Origin of the sequence: Wenzhouxiangella marina, assembly GCF_001187785.1 — a bacterium.
In the GTDB taxonomy this organism is placed as follows: Bacteria; Pseudomonadota; Gammaproteobacteria; order Xanthomonadales; family Wenzhouxiangellaceae; genus Wenzhouxiangella; species Wenzhouxiangella marina.
Genome location: NZ_CP012154.1, coordinates 998,606 through 1,017,107, shown reverse-complemented (window position 1 = coordinate 1,017,107; position 18,502 = coordinate 998,606). Strand labels below are relative to the sequence as shown.

The 18,502-nt window shown below is 66.3% G+C and carries 14 protein-coding genes; 9 read left to right on the top strand and 5 right to left on the bottom strand.

Going from position 1 to position 18,502, the window contains the following annotated elements; genetic code table 11:
- Nucleotides 1–27 precede the first annotated feature (27 nt).
- Nucleotides 28–1,848: an ABC transporter ATP-binding protein gene (locus WM2015_RS04345; RefSeq protein WP_082169430.1), complete on the top strand. Its 1,821-nt coding sequence runs from the start codon at nt 28–30 to the stop codon at nt 1,846–1,848.
- A 30-nt stretch (nt 1,849–1,878) separates the two neighbouring features.
- Here WM2015_RS04345 and WM2015_RS04340 read toward each other — a convergent pair whose 3' ends face one another.
- Complete coding sequence (locus tag WM2015_RS04340) at nt 1,879–3,000, bottom strand: tetratricopeptide repeat-containing glycosyltransferase (RefSeq protein ID WP_049724895.1); 1,122 nt, start codon at nt 2,998–3,000, stop codon at nt 1,879–1,881.
- A gap of 77 nt (nt 3,001–3,077) precedes the next feature.
- On the opposite strand from WM2015_RS04340, the gene WM2015_RS04335 reads away from it, so the two are divergent.
- Together WM2015_RS04335 and WM2015_RS16340 are read left to right on the top strand one after the other, a co-directional pair.
- Entirely contained in the window at nt 3,078–3,812 is a 735-nt protein-coding gene (locus tag WM2015_RS04335; RefSeq protein ID WP_156200848.1) for a hypothetical protein, read from the top strand.
- Between the two features lie 25 nt (nt 3,813–3,837).
- Entirely contained in the window at nt 3,838–5,028 is a 1,191-nt protein-coding gene (locus WM2015_RS16340) for a collagen-like protein (RefSeq protein ID WP_049724893.1), read from the top strand.
- A 74-nt stretch (nt 5,029–5,102) separates the two neighbouring features.
- Here WM2015_RS16340 and WM2015_RS04325 read toward each other — a convergent pair whose 3' ends face one another.
- Nucleotides 5,103–6,980, bottom strand: a complete 1,878-nt coding sequence (locus WM2015_RS04325; RefSeq protein ID WP_049724892.1) for an AMP-binding protein — start codon at nt 6,978–6,980, stop codon at nt 5,103–5,105.
- Nucleotides 6,981–7,137: 157 nt separating this feature from the next.
- Between WM2015_RS04325 and WM2015_RS04320 the strand changes: the two genes are divergently transcribed.
- The 3 genes from WM2015_RS04320 to WM2015_RS04305 all read left to right on the top strand — a co-directional run bounded on the left by WM2015_RS04320 (nt 7,138) and on the right by WM2015_RS04305 (nt 10,985).
- Nucleotides 7,138–7,518: a DUF2237 family protein gene (locus WM2015_RS04320; protein ID WP_049724891.1), complete on the top strand. Its 381-nt coding sequence runs from the start codon at nt 7,138–7,140 to the stop codon at nt 7,516–7,518.
- A gap of 203 nt (nt 7,519–7,721) precedes the next feature.
- Nucleotides 7,722–9,884 (top strand): catalase/peroxidase HPI, encoded by a 2,163-nt coding sequence (gene katG, locus WM2015_RS04315; RefSeq protein WP_211260986.1) that lies wholly within the window; start codon nt 7,722–7,724, stop codon nt 9,882–9,884.
- Between the two features lie 645 nt (nt 9,885–10,529).
- Nucleotides 10,530–10,985 (top strand): nuclear transport factor 2 family protein, encoded by a 456-nt coding sequence (locus WM2015_RS04305; protein WP_082169428.1) that lies wholly within the window; start codon nt 10,530–10,532, stop codon nt 10,983–10,985.
- A gap of 402 nt (nt 10,986–11,387) precedes the next feature.
- On the opposite strand, the gene WM2015_RS04300 is transcribed toward WM2015_RS04305, so the two are convergent.
- Together WM2015_RS04300 and WM2015_RS04295 are read right to left on the bottom strand one after the other, a co-directional pair.
- Nucleotides 11,388–11,600: a hypothetical protein gene (locus WM2015_RS04300; RefSeq protein ID WP_049724889.1), complete on the bottom strand. Its 213-nt coding sequence runs from the start codon at nt 11,598–11,600 to the stop codon at nt 11,388–11,390.
- On the bottom strand, nt 11,597–12,742 hold the full coding sequence (locus tag WM2015_RS04295) for an NAD-dependent epimerase/dehydratase family protein (protein ID WP_049724888.1): 1,146 nt from the start codon (nt 12,740–12,742) through the stop codon (nt 11,597–11,599). Before WM2015_RS04295 ends, WM2015_RS04300 begins: the two co-directional genes overlap by 4 nt.
- Before the next feature lie 149 nt (nt 12,743–12,891).
- On the opposite strand from WM2015_RS04295, the gene WM2015_RS04290 reads away from it, so the two are divergent.
- Complete coding sequence (locus tag WM2015_RS04290; RefSeq protein WP_049724887.1) at nt 12,892–14,787, top strand: hypothetical protein; 1,896 nt, start codon at nt 12,892–12,894, stop codon at nt 14,785–14,787.
- Nucleotides 14,788–14,790: 3 nt separating this feature from the next.
- The gene (locus tag WM2015_RS04285) at nt 14,791–15,513 is read left to right on the top strand and encodes a hypothetical protein (protein WP_049724886.1); all 723 of its coding nucleotides are present in this window, start codon (nt 14,791–14,793) and stop codon (nt 15,511–15,513) included.
- Between the two features lie 136 nt (nt 15,514–15,649).
- Here the strand turns inward: WM2015_RS04285 and WM2015_RS04280 are convergent, their stop codons facing one another.
- On the bottom strand, nt 15,650–17,017 hold the full coding sequence (locus WM2015_RS04280) for a M24 family metallopeptidase (protein ID WP_049724885.1): 1,368 nt from the start codon (nt 17,015–17,017) through the stop codon (nt 15,650–15,652).
- Nucleotides 17,018–17,089: 72 nt separating this feature from the next.
- On the opposite strand from WM2015_RS04280, the gene WM2015_RS04275 reads away from it, so the two are divergent.
- The gene (locus tag WM2015_RS04275; RefSeq protein WP_049724884.1) at nt 17,090–18,472 is read left to right on the top strand and encodes a S41 family peptidase; all 1,383 of its coding nucleotides are present in this window, start codon (nt 17,090–17,092) and stop codon (nt 18,470–18,472) included.
- Nucleotides 18,473–18,502 lie beyond the last annotated feature (30 nt).

Here is an 18,502-nt window from a genome sequence, read left to right as displayed (position 1 = left end):
CCGGCGTTGGCCTCCACCTTGACTGGAATGTCCATCTCCCCCGACACCCCGCCCGGCCTGCTGGCCCAGTTCCGGCCACTGCTGACCTATGGTCGGCGCGCGCTGGCGCTGGTCTGGGCGACCAGCCGCTGGCTGACCGTCGTGCTGGCGGCGCTGACCCTGGTGGCCGGCCTGCTGCCGGCGGCCATCGCCTGGGTGGGGAAACTTCTGGTCGACAGCGTCGTGCTGGCCATCGAGCTGGAAACCATGTCTCGGGAGATCTGGCTCTGGCTGGGCCTGGAGGCGCTGCTGGTCGCCGGCATGGCGGCCACGCAGACCGCGCTTGGCATCGCCAACAACCTGCTCCGCGCCCAGCTGGGCCAGCGGGTCAACCTCATGATTCTCGAGAAGGCCCAGACCCTGGAGCTGGCCCAGCTCGAAGACTCGGAGTTCTACGACCGCCTCACCCGCGCTCGTCGAGAGGCCTCATCGCGCCCCCTGGCCCTGGTGCAGAAGACCTTCGGCGTGATCCAGAACGGCATCGCGATCCTGAGCTTCAGTGGCCTGCTGCTGGCCTTCTCGCCCTGGGCCGTGCTGCTGCTGATCGTCGGCGGCCTGCCCGCCTTCTTCGTCGAAGCGAAGTTCGCCGGCCAGGCCTTCCAGCTGTTCCGCTGGCGCTCGCCGGACACGCGGGAAATGATGTACCTGGAATCGGTGCTGGCGCGCGAGGACTACACGAAAGAGGTCAAGCTCTACGATCTGGCGCCGACCCTGATGGATCGCTACCGCGCCATCTTCGCCAAACTGTTCAAGGAAGATCGCGCCCTGACCATCCGGCGCGGCTGGTGGGCCTTCGGCCTCGGCCTGCTCGGCACGGCGGCACTCTATGGCGCCTTCGCCTGGGTGGTGCTGGCCACCGTGGCCGGACAGCTGTCCCTGGGTGAGATGACCATGTACATGATGGTCTTCCGGCAGGGACAGTCGGCGGTCAGCGCCAGCCTGAGCTCGATCAACGGCATGTACGAAGACCATCTGTACCTGTCCAGCCTGTACGAGTTCCTCGAGCAGCCCACTTCGGTCCGGCGCGGCCAGGCCGTCGTGGGCGCACAGCCCGGCACGGGCCTGGTCATCGAGCATCTGAGTTTCCGCTACCCGGGCACCGAGCGAGCGGCGCTGACCGACATCGATCTGAGGCTCGAACCCGGCAGCAGCCTGGCCCTGGTCGGCGAGAACGGCTCGGGCAAGACCACCCTGACCAAGCTGATCGCCGGCCTGTACGAGATCGACCAGGGTGACATCCGCTTCGACGGCACCTCACTGAAGGACTGGGACCCACGCGCCCTGCAGGACCGCATCGGGGTGATCTTCCAGGACTTCGCCCGCTACCAGTGGCTGGTCGGCCACAACATCGGCGCCGGCGACATCCAGGGCTTCGAAGACGCGGCACGCTGGGAGGAGGCCGCGGCCAAGGGCCTCGCCGACGAGTTCATCCGCGACCTGCCCTCGGGCTACGAAACCCAGCTCGGGCGCTGGTTCAAGGACGGCCGCGAGCTGTCCGGAGGCCAGTGGCAGAAGATCGCCCTGGCGCGGGCCTTCATGCGAAAGCGCGCCGACATCCTGATCCTCGACGAACCCACCTCGGCGATGGACGCGAAGGCCGAAGCCGAAGTCTTCGAGCATCTGCAGGCCACGGCCAGGGACCAGATCCTGATCCTGATCTCGCATCGATTCTCGACCGTGCGCCGGGCGGACCGTATCGCCGTGATGGACGGCGGCCGCATCATCGAACTGGGCACCCACGAGGAACTGATGGCCCTTGGCGGGCGCTATGCGCAGCTGTTCACGCTGCAGGCCGAGGCCTATCGCTGAGCTCCGAAGCGGCGCTTCGTCCCAGGAAGCTCAGCCCGGCCGACGCCCGGCCGCTTGCTCGAAGAAACGCAGGTTATCCCTCACTCGTTCTCGTTCGCCTTCGGGTAGCAGGCCCGATTCGAGCAGACCACGTGCCAGCTCGACGGCGGTGACCGGATCGCCGACCCAATAGCTCGCCACCGCCAGTTCATCCCGGGCCCGCCACTGATAGACCCCGGCATCGAGAAAGAGGATGTCGTCCGGCCGTGGCAGGCTGACCGCCCGGCTGGCGAACAATTGGGCAAGGGCGTACTCCTCGCGCTGTCGGTGCAGGCGCGCCAGCTCGACCAGGGGCTCGGCACGCTGCGGACGCGCGTTCCAGGCGCCCAGATAGGCGGCGAGAAGCTCCGCGTGGGGTGCTCCGGTCAGCTCGAGCAAGCGAGCCACTTCAAGCAAGGCACAGAACCGTTCTTCGTCCCAACCGGCCATCCCGGCCCGCCGGCGATAGGCAAGGATGGCCGCCTCCCGCTCTCCCGCATCGCGCAGGCTCTGGGCCAGATAGAACTGGTAGCGCGCATGGTCCGGCGACTGCTTCAGCGCACGCCTCAATACGTCGGCATCCTTGAGGTACTTCTGGCGCTGGGGCTGTTGATTGCGGGCGCTGTCGAAGTGCCCGGTCTGCGACAGCCCGGGAATCACGGCCTGCTCGAAGTCACGATCGCAGGCCAGGTATTCGTGCAGCACGCCCTCGAAGCGCCACGGCAGATCGGCACGCAGCAAGCGCGGCAGATAGAACTCGTTGGCGCTGCCACCCGGCCGCTGCAGAATCTGCCAGGCCTCGATCTCCGGGCGCTCGGGAATGCAGAAGCCCGGCTCGATGTGCAGCTCTTCATCCGCATCGATCAGCAGCAGCCAGTCGCCCTGCCCGCGAGCCAGGGCCATGGCCTCGCTGCGGTTGTGGCCGAAGTCCAGCCAGGGCCGATGATGGAGTTGGCCGGGCACGTCACGGAGCGATGCCTCGATGCGCTCGGCCGTATCGTCGGTCGAACCCGTATCGACGATGCACCAGCGGCGAATCAACGGACGAACCGATCGCAGGCAGCGCTCGATGACGTGTGCCTCATCGCGCACGATCATGACCAGGCAGACGTCCGGCAGCGGTGAGTCGCTCAATTCGATCGACCTTGTGGTCGGCGGGCTGGTGGAGTAGTCTGCTTGCTTCTTTCTGCGTTTGGCAAGGGGGCATCATCGTGAATCCTCTCGTACGCGCTCTAGGCGCCCTTGGCATGCTGTGCCTGGCGCAAGCAGGGCTGGCTTCGATCACCGTGGGCAGCGGAGGGTCGATATCCCTCGGCAGCGGGGCCCTCGATCTGGGCGGCGGCGACCTGGTCGTCGACGGGCAGTTCAACCTCGAAGCGGCCACCGTGACCGAAGCGGGCAACGTGGTCATCAACGGCAGCTTCGATGGGGGCGGCGGCTCGATGCTCCTTCGCGGCGACTGGATCAACAATGGCCTGTTCAACGCCCAGACCAGCCAGATTTCCATGATCGAGGCCAGCGGCGGCAGCAATGCGCTGGTGGGCGACTCGATCTTCTACGGGCTCAGTCTGACCAGTCCGGTCGGCGGCGCCTTCGTGCTGCAGAGCGGGTCGGTCCAGCAGATCGTGAATTCCCTCACCATCCTCGGTGCCTCCGGGCAGCCGGTGCAGATTGAAAGCAGCAACCCTCCGCAGATCGCCGAGATGGTGCTGCAGGCCGGCGGCAGCCAGAACATCGCCTTCGTCGGGGTCTCCAACGTGCACGCCACCGGCGAGCCCCTGGCCCCGGACGAAACCAATCAGGGCGGCAGCGGCAACGACTTCGGCTGGTTCGGCAGCGGCCTGTTCGAACTGATCCCGGTGCCGACCCTGACGATCCCGGGCCTGCTGCTGATGATGCTGTCCATGCTGGTGCTGGCCCGAGTGGGTCGGTCGCAAGCCCTTTGAACCCGACTCCAAGGAATTCCAGCGAATGACCACACGATCCAGAGTACTTCGACTCACTCCGCTCGCCGCCGCCATCGGCGGCATCCTCATGGCCCAGTCCGCCACCGCCCAGAACGTCGTGATCCAGGCGCCGCCGGGTGGAACGGTGGAAATCCAGGATTCGGCGGGCAACGCCATCCATCTGCAGGTCAATGACGACGGCACCCTGGTGCTGCCGGGCATCGCCGACGATACGCAGCAGACCACCGTACTCTGCTTCGATGCAGGGACCGGCGTCCTCGGCCCCTGTACGCCGACGGCCGCGATCGGGCCCACCGGACCGACGGGACCGCAGGGCGCGATCGGCCCCACCGGGCCGCAGGGTGCGCCGGGACCGACCGGACCGCAAGGTGTCGCGGGACCGACCGGCCCGCAGGGCACCCCCGGGCCGACCGGACCGATGGGCGCCACGGGTGCTCAGGGACCGATCGGCGCCACCGGCGCTCAGGGGCCGACCGGCCCGCAGGGCATTCCGGGACCGACAGGACCGATCGGCGCCACCGGCGCTCAAGGCCCGATCGGACCGATCGGCGCCACCGGGGCCACCGGCGCGCAGGGTATTCCGGGTCCCACAGGGCCCATCGGTGCCACCGGCGCTCAGGGGCCGATCGGGCCACAGGGCATCCCGGGACCGACTGGACCGACGGGCCCGATCGGCTCCACAGGCGATACGGGGCCCGCTGGCCCCATCGGGCCGATCGGACCCACCGGCCCCGCGGGTCCAGCTGGGGCGGGAAGAAAGTTCGATATCCTCGTCAACGGCGTGTCCATCGACGACCCGGGCGTCGACCTGGCATATGTCGGCTTCACCGGCGACGCACAGGTCTTTCTGACCACCCTCAACTATCAGTTCGAAGTGGCCGACAACGCGCTCGAATCGGTTTTCCTGCTCTACCAGAACACGGGTTGCGCAGGTGCCGTGCGGGCCTACGCAGAAGATTTCCCGAGCGCGGCACAGCCTGGCCAGGTCTTCCAGACGAACGGAACGATCTACTACGTCGATGCAGCGGCGACCGTCGCCAACTTCACGTACACGTCGTTCTTCAACGTTCAGACCGGCACCTGCGACAACGTTGCTTCCACGACCGACCTAGGCGCACCCTTCGCGGCCAACAATGCCGGCGTGACCGGTTACTCGCTCGGAACGAATCTGGCCATTACCTTCCAGCGCAACTGATCAGCTGGCGATTGACAGCAAGACCGGCGCCGCCGACGGGGCGGCGCCTCAGGTAGCGAGTCGCCCTCGCATTCTTAAAGGGCAGCCCGAATCTCATCGAGAATGGCCGGATCGTCGATGGTCGACGGCACTTCCGGGTTCTCGCCGTTGGCCAGGGCACGGAGGGTGCGGCGAAGAATCTTGCCCGAACGGGTCTTGGGCAGGCGCGGCACGACTTCCACGCGACGGAAACAGGCCACGGCACCGACCATGGCCCGAACCCTGGCGACCAACTCGGTGCTCACCTCTTCAGCCGATTGCGTTGCGCCATCCTTCAGCACGACCAGGCCCAGCGGCAGCTGGCCCTTGAGTTCGTCCGCCACGCCGAACACCGCGCATTCGGCCACGGCCGGATGCGAGGCCACGATCTCTTCGAGCTCGCCCGTCGAGAGGCGGTGGCCGGCGACATTGATGACATCGTCCATCCGCCCCATGATGAAGATCTGCCCTGCCTCGTCGATGTAGCCCCCGTCGCCACTCAGGTAGTAGCCAGGATAGGCGGCGCCGTACGACGACGCGAAGCGCTCGGCGTCGCGCCAGAGCCCGAGCAGGCAGCCCGGCGGCAGGGGCTGGCGGATGCAGACGGCGCCCTGCACGCCCGGACCGCAAGTCTCGCCGTCGGGGTCGAGAATCTCGACCTGGAACCCCGGCGTCGCCTTGCCGGCGGCCCCGACGGTTTCCTCGACCGATTCCAGGCCCACGGGATTGCAGGCGATGGCCCAACCGGTCTCGGTCTGCCACCAGTGGTCGAGCACCGGCAGCCCGGTCTTCTCCTTGAGCCAGTCGTGGGTGGCCGGGTCCAGGCGCTCGCCGGCCAGGAACAGGCGCTTCAGGCCGCTCAGATCGTAGGACCGCATCAGGGCACAGTCCGGGTCTTCCTTGCGGATTGCCCGGAACGCGGTGGGTGCCGTGAACATGGCGGTGACACCATGCTCGGCGATGACTCGCCAGAAGGCGCCGGCATCGGGCGTGCGCACGGGCTTGCCTTCGTACAGGACCGTGGTGCAGCCGTAGATCAACGGGGCATAGACGATGTAGCTGTGACCCACCACCCATCCGACGTCCGAGGCCGCCCAGAACACCTCGCCGGGCTGCATCCCGTAGACCACTTCCATGCTGTAGTGCATCGCCACCGCGTGCCCGCCATGGTCACGGACGATGCCCTTCGGCTTTCCAGTCGTCCCCGATGTGTAGAGGATGTAGAGCGGATGATTGCCGGGCACGGGCACGGCATCGACCGGCGACGCGCTGGCCTCGACGGCTCGCCAATCATGATCGCGGCCAGGATGCATCGAAGCTTCGGCCTGCTCGCGCTGGAGGATGACCGTCGCGGCGGGCTTGTGCACCGCTTCGTCCAGGGCCGCATCGAGCAGGGGCTTGTGCTCGATGATGCGATCGAATTCGATCCCGCAGGAGGCGGACAGCACCAGCTTCGGCCGGGCATCGTCGATGCGCACGGCCAGCTCGTGCGGGGCAAAGCCACCGAACACCACCGAGTGGATGGCCCCCAGGCGCGCGCAGGCCAGCATGGCGATCACGGCTTCTGGCACCATCGGCATGTAGATCACGACGCGGTCACCCGGCGCCAGACCCAGCTCACGCAAACCGCCGGCGAAGCGGGCAACCCGCTCGGTCAACTCGGCATAGGTGAATCGCTGCTGTCGGCCGCTGGCCGGCGAGTCGTGGATCAAGGCCGTCTGCTCTCCACGACCGGCGTCGACCTGTGCATCTAGGGCCAGCCAGGCGGTGTTGAGCTCGCCGTCGGCAAACCACTGCTGCCCGCCCTGCGTCGCCGCCTCATGACCACGCGTCGGCGCACGATGCCAGCGGATTCGCCGGGCCTGCTCCAACCAGTAGGCATCGGGGTCGCCCGCGGCCCGCGCGGCATGCTCCTGATAGGCACTCGAACTCATGCCTGGCTCCTGACAGTGACACGTTGGCTGCCACTTTGCCCCAGCCCATCGGCCCGGTCCACTAGACCATCGGCGAATGCCCAGCGAGCGATGACAACCCAATCCGCAAAGGCCGCTATCCTTACTCCATTCCCACAGCGATCGATCATGCACTCCAATGGAGAAGAAGGTCTCACTCAACGTCCTCGGCACCACGCTGGCCGACTGTTCCCACGACCCGAAGACCGGCTTCTATCGAAGCGGCTGCTGCGAGACGGGCCCGGATGATCTCGGCGTGCACACGGTCTGCGCCGTGATGACCGAAGAGTTCCTCGCCTTCAGCCAGTCCCGCGGCAACGATCTGAGCACGCCCCGACCGGAATTCGGTTTCCCCGGCCTGCAGGAAGGCGATCGCTGGTGCCTTTGCGCCGCCCGCTGGCGCGAGGCCTGGGAAGCCGACTGCGCGCCCCGCGTGGTCCTGGAAGCCACCCACGAGAAGACCTTGAACATCGTCCCCTTCGACGCCCTGAAGGCTCATGCAGTGGAGCGTTTCCACTAGGCCGCGCGGTCGCCTGGCCGCACCCATCCCGCCAGAAGCGATTGACCCCGCCGATCAAAGCCATAGCCAGGTTGAATTGAAACCTCGGTATTGATCGTATCTAATAATGGGACCCAATTCCGGGCGTAGAACGCATGGGAGAGAAAAGCATGAAATCACTGACTCGCAATATTCTGGCGAGCCTGGCGATCGCATCCGCGTCGATGACTGCATCGACCGCGACGATGGCCATGGGCGACGCCAGATCCAACCAATTCTGGTGGCCTGACCAGCTCGATCTGAGCCCGCTGCGCGACCAGGACGCCTCGTCCAACCCTTACGGCGAAGACTTCGACTACGCGGCCGAGTTCGCCACCCTTGACCTCGACGAGGTGAAGGCCGACATCCGCGCCGTCCTGACCGACTCGCAGGACTGGTGGCCGGCGGACTGGGGCCACTACGGCCCGTTCTTCATTCGCATGGCCTGGCACTCGGCCGGCACCTACCGCGTCGTCGACGGGCGCGGCGGCGCTGGCGGCGGTCAGCTGCGCTTCGATCCGCAGAACAGCTGGCCGGACAATGCCAACCTCGACAAGGCCCGTCGCCTGCTGTGGCCGATCAAGCAGAAGTACGGCCGCGCCCTGAGCTGGGCCGACCTGATGGTCCTGACCGGCAACGTGTCGATGGAAGACATGGGCTTCCAGACCTTCGGTTTCGCCGGTGGTCGCGAGGACGACTGGGAACCGGATCTCGTCTACTGGGGCCCGGAAGAAGCGATGCTGGCCGCCGAGCGCCGTGATGGCAACGGCCGCCTGGAGGGCCCCGTCGCCGCCACCCAGATGGGCCTGATCTACGTCAACTCGGCAGGCCCGGGCGGCGTGCCCGATCCGATCGCCGCGGCTCAGGCCATCCGCGAGAGTTTCGGCCGCATGGCCATGAACGACGAAGAGACGCTGGCTCTGATCGCCGGCGGCCACACCTTCGGCAAGGTGCACGGTGCCCGTGATCCGGGCGAATGCGTCGGTGCCGAGCCCGCCGCCGCGCCGATCGAAGACATGGGCATGGGCTGGAAGAACCGCTGCGGCACCGGCAACGGCGCCGACACGATCACCAGCGGCCACGAAGGCGCCTGGACCCAGCAGCCGACGCGCTGGACCATGCTGTACCTGACCAACCTGCTCGGCTTCGAATGGGAGCTCTCGGAGAGCCCGTCGGGCGCGCCGCAGTGGGTCGCCAAGAATGGCGCCCTGGACGGCACCGTGCCTGAAGTCCAGCCCGGTGCCGGCACCTCGACCCCGATCATGCTGACCACCGACGTGGCCCTGAAGCGTGACCCGGCCTACCGTGCCATCGCCGAGCGCTTCCTGGCCAACCCGCAGGAGTTCGAAGACGCCTTCGCCCGCGCCTGGTTCAAGCTGACCCACCGCGACATGGGCCCGCGGGCTCGTTACGTCGGCAGCGAAGTGCCGGCCGATGTGCTGAGCTGGCAGGATCCGGTCCCGACCTGGGACGGCGATGTCATCAGCGACGCACAGATCGCGGACCTGAAGGAAACCATCCTCGACTCGGGCCTGACCGTGCCGGAACTGGTGCGCACGGCCTGGGCCTCGGCCTCGACCTACCGCGCCAGCGACATGCGCGGTGGCGCCAATGGTGCTCGCATCCGCCTCGAGCCGCAGATCGGCTGGGAAGTCAACAACCCGGAAGAGCTGACCCGCGTCCTTGGCGTGCTGGAAGGCATTCAGCAGGACTTCAACGGTCGCCGTGGTGCCGACATCTCGATGGCTGACCTGATCGTTCTCGGCGGTGCCGCCGCCATCGAAAAGGCCGCTGCCGATGCCGGTCACGACATCACCGTGCCCTTCGTGCCGGGACGTGGCGACGCCACCCAGGCGATGACCGAAGTCGATTCCTTCGGCTGGCTGGAACCGTATGCGGACGCCTTCCGCAACTACTACAGCGACCGTCACTACTTCCCGCCGCTGGACGCCATGGTCGACAAGGCAGCCCTGCTCGACCTGACCGTGCCGGAAATGGCCGCGCTGATCGGCGGCATGCGTGCCCTCGACGCCAACATCGGCGGCGCCGACCACGGCGTGTTCACCGACACCCCGGGCCAGTTGACCAATGACTTCTTCGTCAACGTGCTGAGCATGGATTACCAGTGGCGTCAGCATGAGGACATGGAAGGCATCTACGTCGGCAGCAGCCGCGCAACCGGCGAAGACCTGTGGACCGCCACCCCGGTCGACCTGATCTTCGGTTCCAACTCCGAGCTGCGCGCCGTGTCCGAGGCCTACGCGTCCGTCGATGGCGAAGAAGAGTTCGTCAACGATTTCGTCGCCGCCTGGGTCAAGGTCATGCAGGCCGATCGTTTCGACATCTGAAACGACACAGCAAGACTTCGCTGAAAGGCGAATGGGCGGGTCCTTCGGGGCCCGCCTTTTTTGTTTCCGGTTTCCGGTTTCCGGTTTCCGGTTGCGGAAAACCCGATTCCGAAAGAAGGCACACCGGATCACCGGATGCCCCTGTAAGAACCGATAACACATCGCCCGATCGAGGCCCGCGGTAGGTCGGGGCCACGTCCCCGACGGTCCATGTCCCAGATATCTCCACCAACCCGACTGCGCAATGCCTCAACCATCATGGAAAGCCCGACGCACGGATATCGCAGGCAGCTCGGCCTCCGCTACGATTAGCACGGTTTCTCGCCAGACACCCGATTTCAGGTGGCCACGGAATCGTCCGGTCGTCGGCCACGTGGGGCCGACCTACGCCGAGCGCGCATTTTCGCGATATCGATCGAAGCCCAACGCAGGTCGGGCCAGCGCAGGTCGAAGGCGTGGTGCGATTGGCCGCAGGCCAGAAGCGCCGCGCCGAAGACCGGCCGCGCGTGCGCCCGACGGTCCATGTCCCAGAAATCTCCACGAACCCGACGGACCGATGCTGCAGGCAAAGCGCACGTATGCGAATGCCCAAGTCTCCGCCGCCCTGCGCTATCCTCCTACCACACATCGATCCGGACACCCGAGATGACCAAGCGCCTTCTGCTCGCCATGCTCCTGCTGTTGCTTCAATCCACCACCTTTGCCGCCGTGGCCGACGAGCAGGCAGAGCTCGAGCGGATGCTGCACGCTTTCCTGGCCGGTGCCGGTGAGCAAGCCGTCCACGAGCGCTTCTGGGCCGAAGACCTGATCTATACCAGCTCCTCGGGTCAGCGCTTCGGCAAGGATCGGATCATGGCCGGTTTCGAGGAGGCAGCCGAAGAGGCGCCGGCCGGCCCCAGCTACGGGGGCGAAGAGGTCAATATCCGGGTCATGGGCGACATCGCCGTGATCACCTTCCGCCTGTTTGCCGAACAGGACGGCGAACGGATCGGCGAGTACTTCAACACCGGCATCTTCCGCAAGGAAGGCGGCGAATGGCGCGCCTTCACCTGGCAGGCGACGCGCATCCCCCCGGAATCCGAAGCGAACGGCGACGATTGACTGATTGATCGGGACAATGAGCCTTCATCGAAGCCGCCCGTAGGTCGGGGCCACGTCCCCGACGGACCATGCATCCGACATCTCCGTCAATTCGACGGCGCAATCCTACAGCCGGCACCGAACTTTCGATACACGCATTGCGCAGAAATCACTGCATTCTCGATCACCGATGGTTTCCGAGAGGATGGGGTTCCGATGGCCCTTGCTATCGAAAGTCCATTCGCCGCAGGTGCCGGTGGGATGGACCGTCGGGGACACGCGCGGACGGTCTCCAGCGCGGCGCTTCTGGCCTACGGCCAACCGCGCCACGCCTCCGACCTGCGCTGCCCCGACCTGCGGGCGCAACAGGCAGTTGGACGGTTTCAGCGTTGCCTCATCGCCCGCCGCGAGCTCCAGGCCCGCTCAATTGAAGCGCGGCCGCTCCCCCAGCAATCTCGCCGGCAGCAGGATGATCGCGCGCAGGAAACTGAATACGCCCTCCACGGCAATCCCGAGCAGGCGGAACGGCAGGCTGATCAGCCAGACCAGGGGCCAGAGGATCAGCACCAGCAGGGCCAGGGGCCAGGCCAGCACGAACAGCAGGCACCAGGCCACCAAGGTCATGAAGGTACTCATCTCTGCCTCCAGGCGGCCAGCACTTCGGCTTCGCGTTCGGGTGAAAGGCCGGCACGGATCGTGGACTGACGTTCTTCAGGCTGCTCCCGGAACCACTCGAGCAGGGCAGAGACCGTGTCCGCCAGCGGCCGGAAGCTCAGGCCAGCGGCGATCGCCTTCGCGTTCGACCAGCTGCTGAAGCCGGCATACTCGCCCTGGCTGGGAATCCAGACCGGCATGTCCGACCAGGGACTGACGCCCTGCTCGGCCAGGAACTCCGCCGGCACCCAGTTCAGCTTCGCCGCCACACCGGTCACGGCACGGATGCCGTGCAGCATGGCGTCGAAATGCAGTTCGTAGTCCGGCCCGGCCGCGTTGTAGGCGCCGCCGGCCTGGGACTCGGCCATGCGGATCGTCCATTCGGCCAGATCACGGGCGTCGATGATCTGCGCCGGATCCTTGCCATCGCCCGGCGCCAGCACCTCTCCCCCGCGGGCCAGGCGTAGCGGCCAGTAGGTAAATCGATCGGTCTGGTCGCCCGGGCCAACGATCAGGGTCGGTCGAATGATGGTGTTCTTGCCGGGGAACCAGCGCTCGACCTCGCGCTCGCACTCGGCCTTCAGCGGTCCGTAGAGCCCCATGTTGGCGCGCAGGTTCTCCATCGTCTCGGCCATCATGTCCGGGCCGTCGTAGGCCAACAGTTCAGCCGTCTCGTCCTGGCCGCGCTGTGCGTTCGAGGCATAGACCGACAGGGTCGAGGTGAACACGTAGTGGCCGACCTTGCCCTGCAGGACCTGACCCGCGTCGCGAACCCAGAACGGCAGCGAGGTCGGGTTGTCGATGCAGACGTCCCATTCGCGGCCTTCGAGGGCCGAGAGATCGCCCTCGTTGCGGTCCCCGACCAGCTCCTCGACCGGCCCCGGCCAGTCGATGGACTTGTTGCCACGGTTGAAGATCGTCACCCGATGCCCGCGCGCCAGGGCGTAGCGGACCTGGAACGGCCCGGTAAAGCCGGTGCCACCGAGAATCAGGATGTTCAGCGGCCGCGGTGCCGGTGTGACCGCGCCCATGGCCGCCGCCAGCGGGGATGAAAGCCCGGACATCGCCATCGCCCCGAGGCCCAGCCCCCCGAGCTTGAGAAGATCACGTCGCGTCTGAGTCATGGGTCCACGCCCTGTTCAATCATCAGCCTTCAATCTGCCACACGGCACCGCCCGGGACAATGTGACCAATGGCAGGGTGGGTCGCGGGCGCGGGGACGCGAAGAGCCATGCTAGACTGTTGAGGCGTTGGCCAATACAGGTTATTTCTCATGCATTTGCGCAAGCAGATCACCCCTTTCCTATGTCTCGGCACCCTGTTTGTCGGCACGACAAGTCTCGCTTCGGAAGCCGAGGGCCAGGAACCCGTCATCGACCCCGCCCATGCCGCCGAATGGCTGCTGGAACAGGACGATCCGGAATTCCAGGCCGTCGGTCTGTTGCTGCAGCAGGCCCCAAGACCACCGAGCCGAATGGACGTGGAGGCCCCGGAGGCACCTGAGCTGGAGCGAATCGGCCAGATTCTGCGTGCAACGGAATCACCGATCGTGATTGCAATGCTGGTCGCTGTCTGCGACGCGGGCGGCCTCATCGAGGAATGCCGGGAGCTCGGCGTCGAGCAGGCGGTGATCGACCACGATGCAGGCAACCTCCTGTGGCGAGAGCCGTTCCTCGGCGACGACCTTGATCGCTGGTCGAATGCCATCGCTCGATCGGTCCACGCCAATGACCACCTGACCGGGATCGCCCTGCTGACCTATCGGGCACTCCTGGCCTACGAGGACAGCGGCACGACGGACTACCTCGATGCGATCGTCGGCGTTCAGGCACCGATGCTCGCCCAAAGCGTGGCGATGCCCGCCTATGGCCCGCTGATCGAAGCCTGCCGGGATGAGCAGAACGGTCTGATGCCGCGCTGCCGGCAGATCGCTCGGTCCCTGATGAGCGATACACCCAGCCTCACCTCTTACGCCGTTGGCCTGCGTCTGCTGGAGATGGGGGCCGAAGGCGCCGGCGACACGGAGAGGGTCGAACAGCTCCAGCAAATCCAGCCTGCCCTGCGGTCCTACACGAACTGCCTCGCCGCTGGCGTCCCCGTGGAACATCATGAATCCATCACGGAGGAGCAGAACCATCGCTGGCTGGAAATCGCCGCACTTCATGGGGAAATCGCCGGCTTCGAATACTGGGCCTTCGTGAACGATGTGGACTGCCCGGTCGAGCGGGACCGCCTGAACGAGCTCGTCGGTGAGCTGCCATCCGTCAGCCACTTCAGCGAGCTTCGAGCCGAGCTCCACCCCTTCGATCTCGAATTGGTGGCGGGCTGGCTGCTCGAGTCGGACTCGATCGAAAGTCGCGCGGTCGGTCTGTGGCTGAAATCGCAGACCGCCCTGCATAGCGGCGAATTCGACTCGGCCGGGCTGCTGGAGCAGATCACTGAACTGCTGCCGCAGACCCAGGACCCGCGCCTGCTCTTCCTGCTGGCGACGGCCTGCCGGCAGGCGGATGCGCAGGACGGCTGTGTCGAGGCCGGCCTCGATCAGGCGATCGTCGAACATGACGCGGGCAACCTGCTCAGTCGTGGGCAGTTGATCAAGCAGAACGATGCCACCGCCTGGCAGGACCTCCTTCGATCGGAACCCAGGGTGCTTGATCACAGCATGGCGCTGGTCCAGATCATCGCGGATCTACTGACCTCCTACCTCGCAAGCACCGGAAAGGAAGCTGCGCCGACTGAGCCGACCGTCCTGGCCTTCGCCTACGTCATGGCCTTGGTGGTCGATATGTCCTCACCCGTTCAGACATGTCGCAATGCCGGGACCGAACTCCGTGAGCCCTGCCTGCGCTTCGCCGAACGCGCCGCAGAAGCTCCAAATGGACTGTTCACCCGCAATATCGGGCTGAGGCTGTTGGCCGAATGGGCGGACGACCAAGCCTTGACCGAGCAAGTCATGACCTTCAAGACGGCCATGATGAACTTCAGCATTTGCGTGCACGGCCAGCTCGACGAACCGCACTGGGAAGCGGCCGGCCAGACCGAAATGGATGCCTACCTGAGCGACCTGGCCACGGTGGGCGAGCTGGCGGCCCTGGAGGCGATCAACGACCGCTGGAATCTGGGCTGTTCGGCGCCCGCGCCGCTCGACGTGTCCGAATTGGAGGAATAGAACATGATGATGCCTGGTCTTGTACTTTTCGCGCTGATTACCGCCAACGGCAACGTCCCGGTCTGCGCAGCCGATCTGCACAACGATCACTTCACCGAACATGCTTTCCAGGGCACGGGCCAATGGTCCTGGAACGCATCGGGGGATCTGACGATCGTCCTGAACGCCGACACGGGCGCTCGGGAAACGACGATCCATCGCTTCGCCCCGGTCGACCCGAGCGCGGCGGAAAACCTTTTTCCGACCACCGGTGGACAGGCTTCAGAGCTGACGATCGATGAATGGCGGGGCCACTTCTTTCGAGACATCGAGGTCACGGTGCAGGATTCGCCGGAACGCAAGATCCACTTCCGCATCGACACCCTGCCCTGCATGCCGGAGAGCACGATTCGGGACACGGGCGCGGCTGAAGCGCATCGACTGCGGGCGACCTCCGTCACTCGACTGCGCGGCAACGACACCGATCTGCAGCGAGCCCTGGCCCCGGCCAGCCAGCCTCTGCTTCGACCCATTTCGGAACTCTCGATCGAGGAAAAAGCCTGCCCGTCCGGCGGACCGGGCGCGGCCGCCTGCAGCGTCGACTTCGGATCCTTCGGACCACAAGCGGTCCAGGAAAGCGGCGCCCTCTGCCTTCAGCCGGCCTATGCCTGCTGCGGCAACGAGGCCTCGCCGATGGCCTTTTGCGTGGCCGATCAGACCTCGAACGGCGCCCGCCAGGCTCGATAAGTCACCGGGCCCCGGATCGGGTCCGGGGCGACTGTTTTTGGGTGAGTCGCTGGGCCCCGGATCGGGTCCGGGGCGACGGTTATTGGGCTAGTCGCTGGGCCCCGGATCCGGTCCGGGGCGACAAGTCGCTTTGGCTTCAGCGAACCACGTGCCACTCGGTCTGGCGTCCGGCCAGGTAGATCACCCGCTCGCCGTCGAAGATCGCGCTCTGCTCGAGCTTGATCTGGACGTGCTGGCCATTCCATTCGGCCAGCGGCACGGCGACGTTGCCTTCGATGGCGTAGGCCGTGTTCGGGTAAAGGGGCCAGTCGCCCGTGTTGGCGACTTCGGCAGGCAGATCCCACATGCCGATGGTCGGGCCCGGCGCGTGACCGACGAAGCCGATCGGGTGGGTGTAGATATTGAAGCCCCAGGGCTCGTTGGCCATGCTGGCTTGCGCGGCCATGAGGATCTCGTTGCCGGTGCGACCGGTCACGAACTCATCGGTCAGCAGGTCCTGCCAGCGATTGCCTTCCGCCAGAGCCTCGACCAGGGCCTCGGGCACCTCCGACTCGCCCATCTTGAGTACGTAGCCCATTTCCTGGGTGTCCGTGCAGAGCTTCAGGTAGCAGATGCCGACGTCCGTGTGCAGCACATCGCCGGGCTGGATCACGCCCGAGACGCCGCAGAACGGCGTGTCGGCCTCGCAGTCCTGGCCGGGGCGCTGGATGTTGACGTAGGGCATGAACCAGATGCGCAGGCCGCGCGACTCGAACCAGTCGCGGATCGCCCAGGCCACATCGTCGGTGGTCGTCACGCCCGGCGTGATCGTGCGGCTGGAAAAGGCTTCTTCGATGGCACGTCGGGCGATCGAGACCACGTGCGGGTAGACTGCCTGCTCCATCTCGGAGCGGGTCTCCATCCAGCGCACGACCAGGTCTTCGGCCGAGACGACGCGATCATGCAGGGCCTCGGGCAGCGCCGCCATCAGTTTCTGATGCAGGCCGTGGGTCAGGCCGTCGGCCTCGGGCCAGGTCGAAGAGACGTTGATGCCGATGCGCTCGGGATCGCGCTCGGCGATCAGCGTACCGAGCGCCTGCCACTGGGCCTCGAGATCCCCGCCGGACCAGCCGACCTGGTAGGGCTCGCCGAGGGGATAACGGTTGACGCTCAGACGGTCGACGCTGCCGTCGTCCTGCAGGTCGAAAACCAGCATGGTCGTGCGGCGGGCGGCAAAGCTCGGCTGCGGCACCAGGGTAAAGTAGACCGGGTCCTCGGCGTATTCACGATTGATGACCAGCCACATATCGATGCCCGTTTCGGCCATCAGGCCGGGCAGCAGATGTTCCAGACGATCGGCCACCATGCGGTTCTCGGGTTCGATCCGGTCGCGCTCGGCCAGCACTGTCGGTTCGATCTCGATCACCCGGCCCTGATCGGCCGGCTGGGCCAGGGAGAAGGTCACGGGCAGCCAGGCCGCCATGGCAAGGAGCCATGCGGTTCGGGCTCGGAGCACATGAATCATGCGAGGTCCTCGAATTGAAGCGGAAGAATCAGGCATCATAATCGCTTGGCGTTCAACCGGCTTCACTACCCGATGCTCCAGACTCCGCCGTCTCGGCGACACGGCCTTCGACTGCTGCTTCTCGCCCTGACCTGGCTGGGACTGTCGGCCTGTGCCGCACCGGCCCACGAGGCCGAGCCCGACTTCGAGCCCACCGCCCTGGCCACCTTCGACCAGGTCTGGGAACAGGTCCGCTCGAACTACTACGACTTCGAGCGGATCGCCGAGGACTGGAACCGGGCCCGGGACACGCTCCGGCCCAGGGCGGCCGCGGCCCGTGACGACCGCGAACTCCGCCGCGTCCTCGTCGAGCTGCTGGACCGGATCGGCGCCTCGCATTTCGCGATCCTTCCGGGCGATCCGGCGGCCGCCATCCTCGCGGCCGACCCGGGTTCGGATCACACGCCGGCACCGACCACCGGCCCTCGTGGCGACACGGGCCTGGCGGTCCGCCTGATCGGCGATGCGCTGGTGTTCAGCGAAGTTCCGGATCCGGTCCCGGATGGCCTGATGGCGGGAGACCGGCTGCTGGCAATCGACGAGCAGAGTCTCGATGGCCGCCTGGCCGAACTCCAGACCCTCGAGTCCGAGGCCTCGCGCGAGCGCGCCGCCCTGCTGCTGGAAGCGGAGGTGAATGCCCGGATCGGCTTTCCGGCCCTGGGCGAGCCGCTACGACTTCGCGTCGCCACGGGCGACCGCGAGGCGCGCGTGGTCGAGGTGGTCGGGCGCCGCAGCGATGGCGAACGTGTGCAGCTCGGCAACTTCCCGCCGATGTTTCTGCGCTTCCAGACTCGAACGCTGCCGCAGGGCGAGTCCTGCGTCGGCCTGCTGCGATTCTCCACCTGGGTCCCGGCCCTGATGGAGCGATTCAACGAAGTCCGCGACGAATTGCTGGCCTGCGACGGTCTGATCATCGACCTGCGCGGCAACCTGGGCGGCGTGCTCACGACGATGGTGCCGCTGGCTTCGCATCTGAGCGATGAGCCGATGCTCCTCGGTCGCCTGCTGCGCGCCGACGGGCAGCTGCAGTTTCGTGTCTTCCCACGCCGGGTGGCCGACGATGGCCGCCGGCTCCAGCCCTACACCGGGCCGATCGCCATCCTGATCGATTCGCTTTCGGCCAGCACCTCCGAGCTGTTCACCGCCGGCATGCAGGCCGCAGGCCGGGCCCGCGTCTTCGGGCAGCGTTCACCCGGCATGGCCCTGCCTGCGCAGATGATGGAGCTGGCCAACGGAGATCGCCTGATGTACGCCTTTGCCGATTACCTCGACGGACAGGACCGCCGCATCGAAGGCGTCGGCGTGATCCCCGATCAAGCCATCACCCTCGATCGCGACGCGCTCGCCTCGGGCAGCGATCCGGTCCTGGAGGCGGCACTGCGCTGGCTGGCCGATGCCGCTCAGCCTGTCCACTGAACCCAACTTCTTCAGCACGAGATTCCGACA